At 43.4% G+C, this 15,759-nt stretch carries 13 protein-coding genes; 6 read left to right on the plus strand and 7 right to left on the minus strand.

What is annotated here, in order from left to right; translation table 11 throughout:
- The first annotated feature begins 61 nt into the window (after window positions 1–61).
- The 5 genes from nth to CZ794_RS02455 all read left to right on the plus strand — a co-directional run bounded on the left by nth (window position 62) and on the right by CZ794_RS02455 (window position 3,981).
- Window positions 62–757 carry an endonuclease III gene (gene nth, locus CZ794_RS02435; protein ID WP_087040049.1) on the plus strand — a complete coding sequence of 232 codons (696 nt, stop codon included), beginning with the start codon at window positions 62–64 and terminating at the stop codon, window positions 755–757.
- Window positions 758–1,077: 320 nt separating this feature from the next.
- The gene (locus CZ794_RS02440; RefSeq protein WP_087040050.1) at window positions 1,078–1,674 is read left to right on the plus strand and encodes a DJ-1/PfpI family protein; all 597 of its coding nucleotides are present in this window, start codon (window positions 1,078–1,080) and stop codon (window positions 1,672–1,674) included.
- Window positions 1,675–1,836: 162 nt separating this feature from the next.
- Window positions 1,837–3,003 carry a methionine adenosyltransferase gene (gene metK, locus CZ794_RS02445; RefSeq protein WP_087040051.1) on the plus strand — a complete coding sequence of 389 codons (1,167 nt, stop codon included), beginning with the start codon at window positions 1,837–1,839 and terminating at the stop codon, window positions 3,001–3,003.
- A 71-nt stretch (window positions 3,004–3,074) separates the two neighbouring features.
- Complete coding sequence (locus tag CZ794_RS02450; RefSeq protein ID WP_087040052.1) at window positions 3,075–3,434, plus strand: DUF3144 domain-containing protein; 360 nt, start codon at window positions 3,075–3,077, stop codon at window positions 3,432–3,434.
- Between the two features lie 220 nt (window positions 3,435–3,654).
- Window positions 3,655–3,981 carry a hypothetical protein gene (locus CZ794_RS02455; protein ID WP_256958840.1) on the plus strand — a complete coding sequence of 109 codons (327 nt, stop codon included), beginning with the start codon at window positions 3,655–3,657 and terminating at the stop codon, window positions 3,979–3,981.
- A 150-nt stretch (window positions 3,982–4,131) separates the two neighbouring features.
- Here CZ794_RS02455 and CZ794_RS02460 read toward each other — a convergent pair whose 3' ends face one another.
- The 7 genes from CZ794_RS02460 to CZ794_RS02490 form a co-directional block, all read right to left on the minus strand.
- A complete protein-coding gene (locus tag CZ794_RS02460) occupies window positions 4,132–5,781 on the minus strand; it encodes a BCCT family transporter (protein ID WP_087040053.1) in 1,650 nt (549 codons plus the stop codon).
- A 245-nt stretch (window positions 5,782–6,026) separates the two neighbouring features.
- Window positions 6,027–7,268: a PQQ-dependent sugar dehydrogenase gene (locus CZ794_RS02465; RefSeq protein WP_087040054.1), complete on the minus strand. Its 1,242-nt coding sequence runs from the start codon at window positions 7,266–7,268 to the stop codon at window positions 6,027–6,029.
- A 173-nt stretch (window positions 7,269–7,441) separates the two neighbouring features.
- Window positions 7,442–10,039, minus strand: a complete 2,598-nt coding sequence (gene clpB / locus CZ794_RS02470; protein WP_087040055.1) for an ATP-dependent chaperone ClpB — start codon at window positions 10,037–10,039, stop codon at window positions 7,442–7,444.
- 372 nt (window positions 10,040–10,411) lie between these two features.
- Window positions 10,412–10,981, minus strand: coding sequence for a murein L,D-transpeptidase family protein (locus tag CZ794_RS02475; RefSeq protein ID WP_087040056.1), 570 nt, complete (start codon window positions 10,979–10,981; stop codon window positions 10,412–10,414).
- 134 nt (window positions 10,982–11,115) lie between these two features.
- Window positions 11,116–11,916, minus strand: a complete 801-nt coding sequence (locus tag CZ794_RS02480; protein ID WP_087040057.1) for an SDR family NAD(P)-dependent oxidoreductase — start codon at window positions 11,914–11,916, stop codon at window positions 11,116–11,118.
- Between the two features lie 37 nt (window positions 11,917–11,953).
- A complete protein-coding gene (locus tag CZ794_RS02485; protein WP_373407885.1) occupies window positions 11,954–13,603 on the minus strand; it encodes an AMP-binding protein in 1,650 nt (549 codons plus the stop codon).
- A 395-nt stretch (window positions 13,604–13,998) separates the two neighbouring features.
- Entirely contained in the window at window positions 13,999–15,117 is a 1,119-nt protein-coding gene (locus CZ794_RS02490) for a DNA topoisomerase IB (protein WP_087040059.1), read from the minus strand.
- 179 nt (window positions 15,118–15,296) lie between these two features.
- On the opposite strand from CZ794_RS02490, the gene CZ794_RS02495 reads away from it, so the two are divergent.
- Window positions 15,297–15,749: a GNAT family N-acetyltransferase gene (locus CZ794_RS02495; RefSeq protein ID WP_087040060.1), complete on the plus strand. Its 453-nt coding sequence runs from the start codon at window positions 15,297–15,299 to the stop codon at window positions 15,747–15,749.
- The last annotated feature ends 10 nt before the right edge of the window (window positions 15,750–15,759 follow it).

The following is a 15,759-nucleotide window of genomic DNA, read 5'->3' on the forward strand; positions in this document are numbered from 1 at the left end:
AAATGACCAAAATAAGAGATTGACTCATTCATTGCCCAATAACATTCATTAATAAAATATTATGAGTAAAACTGTCAAACATAAAACAGCCGATACACCACCATCAAGAAGAATGCCCAATCGTGATGTGCGTCCATTCTTTGAAAAACTGGCGGCGACGATCGACGAACCCGTTACTGAACTCAACTATGCCAGCAATTTTGAATTATTGATTGCCGTCATATTGTCTGCACAGGCAACGGATGTGAGTGTCAATATTGCCACCCAGCAATTGTATCCAGTCGCGAATACACCTGAAGCGATATTGGCATTGGGTGAAGAGGGTTTAAAGGCGTATATTAAAAATATCGGTTTGTACAATGCTAAAGCCAAAAACGTCATCAAAACCTGCCGCGATTTGATTGAGAAGTTTGATAGTACCGTGCCTGACAATCGTAAAGACTTAGAGTCGCTGGCGGGCGTTGGGCGTAAAACAGCCAATGTGGTTTTAAACACGGCCTTTGGTCAACCAACGATGGCGGTCGATACGCATATCTTTCGCGTTGGCAATCGTACGGGGCTTGCCACAGGCAAAAATGTATTGATTGTTGAAGAAAAACTGGTTGAGCGTATTCCAGACGACTTCATCGTTGATGCGCATCATTATCTTATTTTACACGGTCGCTATACCTGTCAAGCGCGCACACCAAAATGCGGCGCCTGCCCTGTTTATATTGAGTGTATGTTTAAAGACAAAGCTGCATTTTTGGAACTGTAGGGGTTTGACCTATCCGTTTCAAACCACAACGACGAATTGTACGCCTACCTCTAGTCGATGCTAAATAAAACAGCTATATTACATGTCAACACTGAACTAGAATGAGTTTTTCTTGCTTGCTGTGCCTTTGCAGACAGAGGCTGCGAAAAATTCATTCTAATTACACTGTATCGATTTTATACTAAACTCAGTATATCATCGTTACTTTGATAAATTACCATGGCATTTATGTCAATAAATAAAGCAAAAATTGTGGATACCAGTTGCCATGGATGGCTACTTATCGTTATAAAAATCATTGTCATATTAAGGAAAATCAAATGAATACGATTACTGCACTGCTGTTTGACGACTTTGAAACCTTGGATTTGTTTGGGCCGATTGAGATGTTTGGAAGTATGCCTGAGCATTATCGCATTCAATTTGCCTCGATGACCGGTGGTATTATTCGCAGCAAGCATGGCGTTGCTATGCAAACAACTGCCGTCGCAGAATTAGAGGATCAGACTGATATTTTATTGGTACCAGGTGGGATGGGTACTAGGCAATTGGTACATAATAAGCCTTTCTTGCAGATCCTCACAGCGCTTGTCGAACAAGCGGATTGGGTGCTTAGCGTCTGTACTGGTAGCGCTTTGTTGGCAAAGGCTGGGGTTTTGGATGGCAAGCGCGCCACCTCTAACAAGCTGTCATGGCAATGGGTAATATTGCAATCTGAGCAAGTCAACTGGATAAAACAAGCACGCTGGGTAGTCGATGATAAATTCTATACGTCATCAGGTGTGAGTGCTGGCATGGACATGGCACTTGGTTTTATTGCTGACAGACACGATGTAGAGATTGCACGTCACATTGCTATCTATACCGAATATCGTTGGCAAGAAAATAGTGATATCGATGACTTTTATCGCCCTTGATCCAGGCTCGGTTACCTCATAATACCATCCATCGCTAGAGTTTTGCCTCGATACACGTTAAAATACGCTAATTTTTTGATTCTTTTTCACCTTTTATTTTTCTATACATTTAATAATGACTGAGTGCGTAAACTACAGTCCCTGCAATTAAGCGATCCCATTATGCGTGAATACAACTTATTTACCTCAGAATCTGTGAGTGAAGGCCATCCTGATAAAATGGCTGACCAAATATCAGACGCTATCCTTGATGCTATCTTGAGTGAAGACCTACATGCACGTGTGGCCTGCGAGACATTGGTCAAAACGGGTGCAGTGATATTAGCAGGCGAAATTACTACAACTGCCAATATCGATTTGGAACGTCTGGTCCGTGATACTGTGAATGGCATCGGTTATCATCATTCAGATTTGGGCTTTGATGGCGAGACTTGTGCCGTTATCAATATGCTTGGTAAGCAATCTCCCGAAATTGCTCAAGGGGTTGATCGCAGTGATCCTGAAGAACAAGGCGCAGGTGACCAAGGTTTGATGTTTGGTTATGCCAGTAACGAAACTGACGTCTTAATGCCCGCTCCTATCGAATTCGCTCATCGCTTAATGGAGCGTCAGTCTGAGCTACGCCGTGCAGGAGAGCTACCGTGGTTACGTCCAGATGCCAAAGCGCAAGTCACCCTAAAATATGATGGCAATAAGCCTGTCGCCGTTGATGCCGTTGTTTTATCAACCCAGCATGATCCCAGCATATCGCAGCATGATTTACAAGAAGCAGTGATGGAATCTATCATTAAGCACGTATTACCAGCTGAGCTACTACATGCGGGTACACGTTATCACATCAATCCAACTGGCAAATTCGTCATCGGTGGCCCTGTTGGTGATGCAGGATTGACAGGTCGTAAAATCATTGTTGATACTTACGGTGGTATGGCGCGTCATGGCGGCGGTGCATTCAGTGGTAAGGACCCTTCAAAAGTAGATCGTAGCGCGGCATATGCAGTGCGTTATGTGGCAAAGAACATCGTAGCAGCAGGACTGGCTGAGCGCTGTGAAATCCAAGTCAGCTATGCGATTGGTGTCGCTGAACCGACTTCTATTTCTGTCAATACTTTTGGCACCAATAAAATCAGCAATGATGAGATCATTCGTCTGATTCGTACGCATTTTGACTTGCGTCCTTATGGCATTACTCGCATGCTCAATCTATTACAGCCAATGTATCAGCAAACCGCGACTTTTGGTCATTTCGGTCGTTTGGGCTCAGAAACCGCCTTCACGTGGGAAAAAACAGACAAAGCTGAGATCTTAAAAGCAGACGCTGGTTTATAGAAATCTTATTTTATATCGTTTATAAACCATTTTTATAAACTCAACATTCTGACACTTATTAGGAGTCGCTTATGTCGCAAGACAACAACACTCAAGACAACAATGTTGATGCAAACATTGAGATTACCCCTGAAATGCAGGCATTTTACCAGCGCGCGGATGCCATCATTGGTGTTGCAAATAGCCAATTGGGGCCAGAAGCACATTCTGGACAAGTGGGTGCATCTTTATTGTATGCAGCCGCACGCTATAGCGCATCAGTTGCCTCTATCGGTTTTATTAAGGGCGACGACTTTGCCAAAGAAAAAGACGATATCGTTGAATTTTATGTCAAACAATATCGTCAAATGTTAAGCGATAACTTAACCGATTATGCGCAAAACTTTGATAAATACGTGCAAATCAACAAAGACGATAAGCCAGCTGAATAAAGTCAGCTCGCTTATTTAATATTTTGATAACAGTAATATTCATATCAAAGCCCAAGCTGTCTGACAAGCTTGGGCTTTTTTATTGATACTTTTAACCTCATTAGCCTCGATATATTTTAAAATGATACCCTATAGATGGTCGCTTATAAATGCGCTACTATCAATACGACAGCAGAACGTCAGTAATAAAATCCCTATCTTCATCTTATAAGGACATACCATGATGATCAATTTGCTTAAATCTTCTTTACTTGGTTTAACCCTGACAATGGCACTGACAAATTGTAGTTACTTACCGAGTCCAGACAAGACCAATACCACACCTACTCAGCCAGCCAAGACCGGCAATACACTACCGCAAGGCAGCCTCACTCAATGTCCGCCTTCTAATGCGAGTGCTGGAGATACTATGTGTACCATGCAGTATGATCCCGTCTGTGTAAAAACCAAAGTCGGTTCAGTAATCAGTTATCGTACAGCGGGCAATGCTTGCTCTGCTTGCAATATGCCTGAAGCGGTAGGTTATGTAAAAGGTGAATGTAAATAATACCGCGCTCAAGGGTTTAAAATCATGCTCAGACAACTGAGTGCTTTAAAAAAAATTATTGGCCATACAAACATAAAAAATCCTAAAACACTCATGTGTCTTAGGATTTTTTTTCAATAACCATCATATGATAGATATTTTACTCGCGAACTACTCGTCCTTTATAATCTTAGGCGGGCCTTTTAATAAGTGCTCGTCGGCAAATTCGTTGGCTGAGTTATGATCGGCAGACTCTTCAGTAATAAAGTGCTGCTGAGCCCGATAAAGTATCAGTCGGTCTCGACCCAAACCACGATGCAACGCATACATCATCAAAAATATGACCAAAGCAAACGGCAGTCCCGCAACGATGGCTGCTGCCTGTAAAGCGCCCAATCCGCCAGCGGCTAACAAAATAGCAGCAATCAAACCTTCTGTAATCGCCCAAAACAAACGCTGAATCTTAGGTGGGTTGGTATCACCACCAGCAGTCAACATATCAATCACAAAACTTGCCGAATCTGATGACGTAACGAACCACAAGATAATCATCACGACGATAAGTAGCGTAATCGGTTTAGTAAATGGATAATACTCAACCAATCTAAAAATGGCACTGCCCATATCTTGTTGTACCGCTTCTACCAATCCTGGATTGGCAAGGGCTGGATCAAGCGCTGCAAGCATTTCCATGTGGATAGCCACACCACCAAAGGTTGTAAACCAGAAAAACAAAAGTACCATTGGAATTAATAGGACACCCAGTACAAACTCACGAATCGTACGACCACGGCTGATACGAGCAATAAACACCCCTACAAATGGTGCCCAACTTACCCACCATGCCCAGTAGAACATGGTCCAACTGCTTTGCCAGTCTGTATTACTATAAGACTCACCCCATGTTGCTAAAGGTATTAAATCAACTACGTAATTTCCGATATTTTCAAGAAAGCTATCAAGAATAAATAAGGTTGGCCCTAAAATCACCATAAAGGCCAAAAGTATACCTGTGAAACCCATATTAATATCGCTTAAGCGCTTGATACCTTTATCAAGACCAAGCATCAAAGACCCACAGGCAAGTGCAGTCACAAAGGCGATAGTAATAAACTGTACTGTCAAGTTGTTGGGAATACCAAATAAATTCTCTAGACCTGAGTTGATCTGCATAACACCCAGACCCAAAGAAGTCACTACCCCAAACATCGTACCGAACACCGCCAAGATATCAACCGTATGACCCCAGCGACCGTAAATTTTTTCGCCTAATATGGGATATAGGGTTGAGCGAATGGAGAGCGGTAAACCACGACGAAAATGGAAGTAAGCCAACGACAACGCTACAATGGTATAAATGGCCCAAGCATGTAAACCCCAATGCAAAAATGAGATACTCATTGCTTGCTTGGCCGCATCTATCGTTTCTGGCTCGCCAAGTGGCGGTGCCATGTAGTGATACAACGGCTCAGCAGTGCCCCAATATACCAATCCAATACCAATGCCAGCCGAGAACAACATGCCAATCCATGAGAATAGACTGTATTCTGGCTTCTCTGTTTGTTGACCTAAACGTATATCACCGTACCGACTCGCTGCAAGGTAAATACAAAAGATCAGCGCCAAGTTCATCAAAATGGTGAACATCCAGCCGAACTTGTCAGTGATAAAATTTTGTAAGAAAGTAAATAGTGTTCCTGCTGTTTCGGTGAAAAAAGCACCAAAAATAATAAACCCTACGATAAGTAATGCCGAAGTAATAAACACAGGTTTACTAACTCGGGGGAATGGGCCTAATCTGCCAACCTTTACATGATCCATTATTTATTAGCCTCGATTTTTTAGAAAGGCCACCTTAACAAGGTCGCTCATAATTATCAAATCTAATTCAAATACTTACAATTTCGTTACTAATAGACATACTATAAAATTATGCTGCATATCCGTATGCAATTTTACAAAAAATAGACAAACTTGGTAGTAATATCTACGTCAGTTTGCCTATTAATTTTTGTGCTTAGAGCTGGTTTTTGATCCAATAAAATAAACCTCGGGCGAGAAACATCTTACTCTGGTATCAATTGCAGCAGCTTACTGTCACTTTCGTCTTCTAGTACCCACACTTGCCCATCTACAGTCAGCACACTACGAATACGCTCACCCATATCATAACGATAACGCTCAGAAGCAGTATTATCATTGTCAACATCCACTACAACTAAAGCCTTTGATGATAAGCCACCAACTAGGAAATCTCCTTGCCATGCTGGGAAATCGTTTTTCATACCAGCCGTATAAAGACTCATTGATGAGGGCGAAATAACAGGTGTCCATGTGACTTTAGGCGCTTCAAACTCAGGACGAGTATCATGATCGGGAATAGGCGTACCAGAATAGTTGCGTCCATTAGACACAATCGGCCAACCATAGTTCTTACCTTTTTCAATTAAGTTAAATTCATCACCGTCCTTTGGACCCATCTCGCTTATCCATAACTTGCCATTTTCATCGAACCTCATTGCCAGTACATTACGATTGCCTATTGTCCAGAACTGAGAGGCAATTTTATTGCTATCATTGACAAATGGATTGTCTTTTGGCACCGAGCCATCAGGATGTAGTCTGATGATTTTGCCCAAGTTCATACTCATGTCTTGCGCTGGGTCTTTTTTCTGACGCTCTCCTGAGCTGATATACAAATACTGTCCATCAGGTGAAAATAGCAAGCGATGACTGTAATGACCTTGCCCAGTTACTTTTGGTATTTGTTGCCAAATTGGGGTGATATTTTGTAGACTTGGCGTGGCCGTATTCAATCCTGACAGTTTGGCCTTTATAACCTTGGCCCCAAAGTTATTGCTGTCAGTGCCCGTACCTGCTTCTGCATAGCTGATATAGACGTTGTTGGAGGTCGCAAAATCTGGCGCAAGTACAATGTCTCCCAATCCACCTTGTCCGCCATAAGCAACACTAGGTACACCCGACACTTCTGTCTTAGCCCCTGTAACGGTATCTACAATAAACAACTCACCTGTCTTTTGTGTGACCAAAAACTTGAGGGATGTATTATTCGATTTGGGCAGTGCTACCATTGCCCACGGCTCATCAAAGGTAGCTACGGCCTTAGTCGTAAAAGCAGGCTTTTTGGCACTCATTGACGACTCTGTAGTAGAGGCTTTTGCTTGTTTGTCTGATGTGGCATTAACTGCTGGCTCACTTGAGCAGGCAGCGGTGCTAAATAGTAGTGCTGATATGATGATTGGCAGGGTTAACGGTGTACTAATATACCTTGTATTGATTGTCGTCATCTTTTACTCTCCGTCCGTGTTAAGTTGGTGTCGTTAGAGCTTAAATTATTTATAGCACAGTCATCGTGTTAAAAAAGTAAAATAATACCAATACACAACGTAAAAACCCCTTACTCGCCATTGCAAGTAAGGGGTTGGTTTATATTTATAAAAACGTTATTCAGCGTTTACTGTTAGCTCATTCTCAGTTTATCAAAAACCAGCTTATCATCGGCGCCGACATCGACTTTGATAATATCACCAGCGACAAAATCACCTGCCAGCAGCTTCAATGACAATGGGTTTTCAATCTCTTGCTGAATCGCACGTTTTAGTGGACGCGCGCCGTAAACAGGATCATAACCCACAGCAACCAGCTTATTCATCGCATCTGCTGAGAGTTCAATATCCATTTCACGCTCATACAAACGCTTGCGCAATCGATCTAACTGGATATCAGCGATACCTGCCATTTGTGACATACCAAGTGGATGAAAGACCACAATCTCATCAATGCGGTTGACAAATTCAGGACGGAAATGCTGTCCCACAGACTCCATCACTTCAGCTTTGATATCCTCATAGCTTTCGCCAACCATTTCTTGAATCTTATGCGACCCTAGATTACTGGTCATGATGATAACCGTATTTTTAAAGTCAACTACTCGACCTTGAGAATCTGTCAAACGCCCATCATCCAAAACTTGTAGCAAGATATTGAACACATCAGGATGCGCTTTTTCAACTTCATCAAACAAGATGACGCTATAAGGCTTTCGGCGTACCGCTTCCGTTAATGCACCGCCCTCTTCGTAACCGACGTATCCTGGAGGTGCACCCACCAAACGACTGACACTATGCTTCTCCATATATTCGCTCATGTCGATACGGACAATTGCATCTTCACTATCGAACAAGAAGTTCGCAAGCGATTTGGTCAGCTCCGTCTTACCAACACCCGTTGGCCCTAAGAACAAGAAGGAACCTGACGGACGATTCGGGTCGGACAATCCTGCTCGACTACGACGTACAGCATTAGCGACTGCTTCGACCGCTTCATCTTGACCGATCACACGCTCATGGAGTTTTTCTTCCATGGCGAGCATTTTGTCACGTTCGCCCTGCATCATTTTACTGACTGGGATACCAGTCGCTGCTGCAACCACTTCCGCAATCTCATTGTCTGTGACTTTATTGCGCAGCAGTTTTACCCCATTGCCTTCACCAGTCTGCTCTTTTTGCTCAGCTAAATCAGACTCATGGATACGTCGCTCTAGCTGCGGAATGGTCTCGTATTGCAGCTTGCTCATGGTTTCATAGTCACTTTCGCGACTGGCTTTGTCATAAGCAATACGTGCTTTATCCAGCTCATCTTTTAACTGCTGGCTGCCTTTGACTAATGCCTTTTCTGCTTGCCAAATCTCGTTGAGGTCAGCGTATTCTTTTTCAAGCTCATCAATTTGTACATCCAGTACTTTGCGCTCGGCTTGCGCGCCCGCGTCTTCTTCGTTTTTCAATACTTCACGTTGCATTTTTAGCTGAATCAGGCGACTATCAAGCTTGCCTAATGACTCAGGTTTGCTATCCATCTCCATACGCAAGCGACTGGCAGCTTCGTCAATCAAGTCAATCGCTTTATCAGGCAATTTGCGATCAGTGATGTAACGATGACTCATACGAGCGGCAGCAATGATTGCGCTGTCTTGAATATCGACGCCATGATGCAGCTCATAACGCTCTTTTAGGCCACGCAATATGGCAATGGTATCCTCAACCGTTGGCTCATCGACCAGCACTTTTTGGAAACGACGTTCAAGCGCGGCATCTTTTTCAATAAATTGGCGATACTCATCAAGCGTTGTCGCGCCAACACAGTGTAGCTCACCACGCGCTAATGCTGGTTTGAGCATGTTACCTGCATCCATTGCGCCTTCTGATTTACCAGCGCCGACCATGGTATGCAGCTCATCGATAAACAAGATAACGTTGCCCTCTTGCTTAGCCAAGTCGCTCAATACGCTTTTGAGACGCTCTTCAAACTCACCGCGGAATTTTGCCCCTGCAATGAGTGCACCTAAGTCTAGCGATAGTACTTCTTTACGACGTAATCCCTCAGGCACGTCACCATTGATAATTTTTTGTGCTAAGCCCTCGACGATTGCCGTTTTACCAACACCTGGCTCCCCGATCAGTACAGGATTGTTTTTGGTACGACGTGAAAGCACTTGAATGGTGCGGCGAATCTCTTCATCACGGCCAATCACTGGATCAAGCTTACCAAGCTCCGCCTGTTCAGTTAGGTTGATCGTATATTTATTGAGTGCATCACGCTGATCTTCGGCATTTTGATTGTTCACCGTGTCATCACCGCGCAATTGCTCAATGACTACCTTTAACTTGCTTGCCGTCACGCCAGCACTTTCAAATATCTTCTTGGTTTCGCCTTGTTCGGCAAGCGCCAACATGACCCATTCTGTCGCAATAAAATCGTCGCCTTCTTTTTGTGCTTGGCGATCGGCTAAATTTAGAATTTTGACGGAATTTGGGTTTAAATTGACATCACCGGTCGGCTCTGAAATCGTTGCTTGCTTATCCAATGCCTTTGCCACACCATTTTTTAACGCAGGAATAGAAGCGCCTGCTTGTTGGCAAATCGACAGATTAGATTCATCTTGCAGCAATACTGCCAACAAATGGACGGGATCAATGCCTGTATGATCGCGTCCTAACGCTAGACTTTGGGCTTCTTGAATTGCCGATTGCAGTTTTTGGGTAAATTTTTCGAACCTCATGTTTGTGTCCTTTTATAATTAGTATTTTTCATTGATTGACAAAAAATAAGATACCGAAACTGTGGTGGTAACCACCAATTTTATCAGGTATCAATTATTGTCAGTTATCATCTATATAGGGTATATCATGCCAGATTTCAACTCATATATATGAGTTGTCAACCATAAATAATGACTTATTGGTAACATCAAAATTTTGATTTTGATAAAAAACCTTACTAATTGTGATGATATCATCATAAAGACTTAATAGGCACATAAAGCCAATATTTCAAGAGAGCAGACAAAGAATAATAAAAAGCGTCGTTCAACTGATATCGTAAGTACCAGTAAGAGAAGGGTTTGGTGGTTTGTTTTAAAACCAAGAGGTCATTATTCAACAATTTCGATAGGTGTTCCGACATTTACCGCCGCCATAATCTCATCCATCTCTTCATTCGTCACTGCAATACACCCTTCGGTCCAGTCGCGTTTTTGATTCAGCCAAGCCAGATGACCAAAGCCATTCATCTGTCCATGAATCATAATATCGCCGCCCGCATCAACACCCAATGACTGCGCACGTGCCTTATCAGCAGCGTTAGGATAGCTGACATGAATAGAGCGATGGGCAATAGAATTTTCGTTTTTATAGTCCAATGTGTAGCTACCAACAGGGGTGCGATTGTCCCCTTCTTGCTGCTTGTGACCAATAGGATTACCACCAAGCGCAATGTGATAAGACTTAATCACTGTATCGCCACTCAGTAACTGTAAACGACGCTCTGATTTGTCAACAAAGACTTTATCGATGATAGTCGTATTAGGAATGGAGGATTGTTGTGTTGAGTAACTCTTGATATAAATGACAGCACTGGCGCTCACAACTGTAGCAAGGCCAAGTCCTATCGCGACAAACAACCAGTTTGAATATTTACCAGCAGGTGTGTGAAAAAATGACATAGACTTTGACCCTTATAACCAATACTAGATAGCAATGAATCATAATATATCAAAGCACTATGCCAAGTTTTATGCAAAAGTGATGAATCAGATAGCTAGAGCTACTGCTTTCTGTTTAAAGACGTGATGTAGCATCACACCATGCGAATCGCGCCGTCTAAACGAATGACCTCGCCATTTAGATACGCATTATCGATGATGTGGGTGACCAGTTTGGCAAATTCCGTTGGATTGCCCAAACGTTTTGGATAAGGCACGCCTGCCTCCAACTGTTCACGCGCTTTTTCAGGAATGCTCTGCATCATTGGCGTGGCAAAAACGCCAGGGGCAATGGTCATCACACGAATGCCATGACGCGCAAGCTCACGCGCGAGCGGTAGAGTCAAACCCACTACGCCTGCTTTTGATGATGAGTAACTGGCTTGTCCTACTTGACCATCAAAGGCTGCGATAGATGCCGTATTGATAATAATACCTTGATCCGCATTGTTTTTTTCAGTATTGCCTTCTGCCGTCATTGTCGCCTCACTGGCGACGCGCTTGGCAATACTGGCAGCAACCAGACGCGCCACATTGAATGAACCCACAAGATTAATATTGACCCCGCGACTAAAGGACTCAAGATCGGCTGGATTATTATCACGATCCAGCAATTTTTGTACAACAGCGATGCCAGCGCAGTTAACGGAGCCTTGTAAACCGCCAAACGCTTTTTCAGCCATATCGACAGCCGCTTGCACATCATCGCCACTGGTTATGTCGCACGGTACAAACCGTGCTTGATCACCTAGCTCATTGATTAAAGCATGTCCTGCCGATTCGTTGAGATCGGCAATCACGACATTACCGCCTTGAGCGATAATAGCGCGAACCACTGCTTCGCCCAAACCTGATGCCCCGCCCGTCACCAAAAAGCTGTTTTTTTCAATGTGCATGACTACTCCTTCTTATAATCATTTTTAATGTATTTTCTTAAATAGGCTTTTGAGCCGCGGATAAACTACGTAGCAAGAACCGCTGAATTTTGCCACTTGGTGTCTTCGGTAAAGATGACACAAATTCCACTTCGCGTGGATAGGCATGAGTTGATAAGCGCTTACGTACCAAGTTTTGAATCTCCTTGGCAATCTCATCCCTTCCTTCAATACCGTCTTTTAATACCACATAAGATTTGATGGTATGACCGCGCACCTCATCGGGTATACCAACAGCTGCTGATTCGGCAACGGCTTCATGCTCTAAGACTGTGTTTTCAACATCCGTTGGCCCTACGCGATACCCTGCGGTGATAATGATGTCATCATCACGCCCTGAAAACCAATAACTGCCATCGCTATGACGCTCAACCACATCGCCCGTCAAATAGTAATCATCAGCGAACGCTTGTTTTTCATTCCAGCTATAACCATGGAAATAAAACGCGGGTGATTGGCTCACCACGACGGCTAACTGCCCTTGCTCGCCATCAGGCAATACGTTCATATCGTCATCTAATACAACGAGCGTATGCCCTGGCAGTGCCATTCCCATTGAGCCAACTGGAGACTCATGTTCCAATGCATGATGCGCACAGCACGTCATTCCCGTCTCTGTTTGACCATACTGATCACAAACCTTACAGTTCAAATAAGTCTCAACCCAATTAACCACTTCCGTATTGAGGGTCTCGCCTGCCGAGTTGGCACAGCGCAGTGATAATTTAGCTTTAGTATTGTTACGAGCGTCTTCATTAACATTATCAAACACACCACTCGACTTCATCATGCGAAATGCCGTTGGTGAAGAGGCCAGATTGGTGATCTTATGACGCATCATAAAGTCACGAGTATTGGTAGCATCAAAGCCAGCTTCATTAAAGTGAGTAGTCACACCCAGCAACAAAGGCCCCGTAATGGCATAGTACAAGCCATAAGCCCAGCCTGGATCTGCCATATTCCAATAATTATCATCGTCACGTAAGTCGATGGCATAGCGCATGTACAAATAAAAAGCAGGAAGCGCAGTCAATGAGACGCTGACACCTTTGGACTTGCCGACTGTGCCTGAGGTAAACATCTGTAAAAATGGCGCATTAATATCCAATAATACAGGTTCTAACGTTTCTGGTTGTATCGCCATCATTTTGGCATAGCGATCATCATCCCATTGCTGATCATCGGCTTGTATATCACTTTCGCTACCGACCAATACCATTTTGGTTTGGTCAGCCAAGTCTTCAAATTTGCTGCGGTTATCGATATTGGTAAAGACAACTTTGGTGCCTGCTTTATCCATTCGATATTTGATTGAATCATAACCAAAAGCGGTAAATAGCGGCTGGTATACGGCGCCTATTCGCCATGTGGCTAACACAATAGTCAGTAGCTCAGGTGTGCGAGGCAACATGGTTGCGACTTGATCGCCTACCTTGACACCATAAGACTGCAATAGGTTGGCAACTTGTGCGCTTGCTTTATCAAGCTCAGCAAACGTCATTTTGGTCACTTTGCCTGCGGTATCTTCATGCACCAGTGCGGTCATATCACCACGACCATCGCGCACGTGACGACCACAGCATGCCATATAGGCGTTTAAACGATCGTCTAAATGCTCACCAAAAATCTCTGTCAGCAACGCGTCCATGCTAAAGTTATGATAATAATCATTGTAGTTTTTAGTATTTGTATCAGTGTTCGAAGACTCGGTTTTTGAAGACTCGGCGTTTACAGACAATGCGTCTGAAAGTGGGTGACTGACAGACGACGTATTTGAGGAAAGGGTATTCATAAGCTAATCCTTTAGCAATAATAAGTAACGGGTAAAACAATAGAGGCTATGGTTGAAACGGTTATATCCTATGACCGTTTCAAACCTTGTTGTTTCATATACTCTATTATTAACGCATTTTTATACTTATTTCAATACATACCGTATCATTTTTATTTCATAGTTTTCCTATAAACCGATAAAGCTTTTGTACGCCAAGCAGGCGTCATTAGAGTACAGATATCAGCGACCTTTCTTTTTTCAATTATTCATTAAATATCATTACTCAAAAACCCCAATAACGCCTTTTCTTCACAGCTTTGATGCTTTTTGGTATGTCCACAGCGTGCTTGCTTATAGGACTCAAAAAATTGCCCCGCTAAAAACCGCTGGATAATAATAGGATTGATATAAGAAGATCGGCAAACCGCAGGCGTATTACCCAGCTCTTCTGCGACCATTTTCACCATATCAGTGACTAGCTTTTGGCGCTCGGCACTGTCAGGTGCGCTGGCTAATATGGCTTTGCCGTCAGAGGTTTGTAACTCGTCATATAAATGACTGGCTGCAAGGACACTTGCCATCCATGTGCGGAAGTCTTTTGCGCTATACATATTGCCACTCTTACCATCGGTGCAAGTATGTGTTCGCAGATACTCATTGATATCACTACTGTCAACAACTTGCTTGTCGCCATTTTCATCCAGATACTTAAAAATCTGATAACCCGGTAGCTCAGAGCACGCTTGTACAATCTCAATCAAACGCTCATCTTGTAGCTCAATATGATGCTCCTTGGCACTTTTACCGACAAAATCAAATGCCAGACCTGTGTCAGTTTGACTGACGTGCTTGCTACGCAGTGTACTTAAACCATAGCTTTTATTCAGCTTAGCATAGCGACTATTACCGATACGAATGAGCGTGGTTTCTAACAGCTTGACCACAGCTGCCAAGACATTGGCTCGTGACAATGGTGTGGCCTCCAAATCCTGTTCGACTTGGGCGCGCAGGTTTGGCAAGGCCTGTGCAAAACCAATCATGGCATCAAACTTTGCTTGGTCGCGCACGCGATCCCACTCAGGGTGATACAGATATTGTTTGCGTGCTTTTTCGTCGCGGCCTGTCGATTGTAGATGGCCTTTTTCATCTTGGCATATCCACACCTCCGACCACATAGGCGGAATCACCAACGCATCAAAGCGTTTACGTAGTGCTTTGTCTTTGACTGTTTTTCCAGTTGCGTCGCGATAGGTAAAGCCGCGTCCCCATCGTCTGCGCCCATAACCAGGCTCATTGTCACTGACATAGCGTAAGTTTGCCAACTGAGCCAAATGCTCATAGTCATGGCGCACATCTTGTGTGGGGTTTTGCTGATTTTCTTTGTCCATGAGAAGACTCGTCTGATAAATGAATCGTTTTAGCATAATGAACTATGATAATTTTTGCTGTTTATTTGCCAAGGACAAAGTGTAATCCTGTGTAAAACTAAATGGATACAAGGGTTCTATAAAATTGACTTTTAAGGCATAATCTAATGTAAATTAGAACTTAAGTTGAATAAAATACGATGAAAAACACTTCTATAAAAATAGCGCCCCTTTCTCAAACAGATTACAGCTTGTGGCTCGTGTTATGGCAACGCTATCTGAGCTTCTATAAAACGACATTGCCTATTCATACCACAGAGGCGACATGGGACAACCTACTCAATCAAGACGTCGCTATTTATGGGTTTGGGGCATGGATAGACGACACCTTGGTTGGTATCACTCATGTCGTATTACACCCCAATACATGGAATACTTCTGACTGTTGTTACTTAGAAGATTTATACGTGAGTGACAATGCGCGCGGACAAGGGGCTGGACGGGCTTTGATTGAGTACGTCTATAACTTTGCGGCTCAAAAAAACTGCAATCGGGTCTACTGGACGACGCAAGAAAGCAACAGCGCGGCACGTAAGCTCTACGATGCCATCGCCACTCAAACTGACATGGTGCAATACCGTAAAAATTTATGAAAATTCTATT

Source organism: Psychrobacter sp. JB385 (assembly GCF_900163785.1).
In the GTDB taxonomy this organism is placed as follows: Bacteria; Pseudomonadota; Gammaproteobacteria; order Pseudomonadales; family Moraxellaceae; genus Psychrobacter.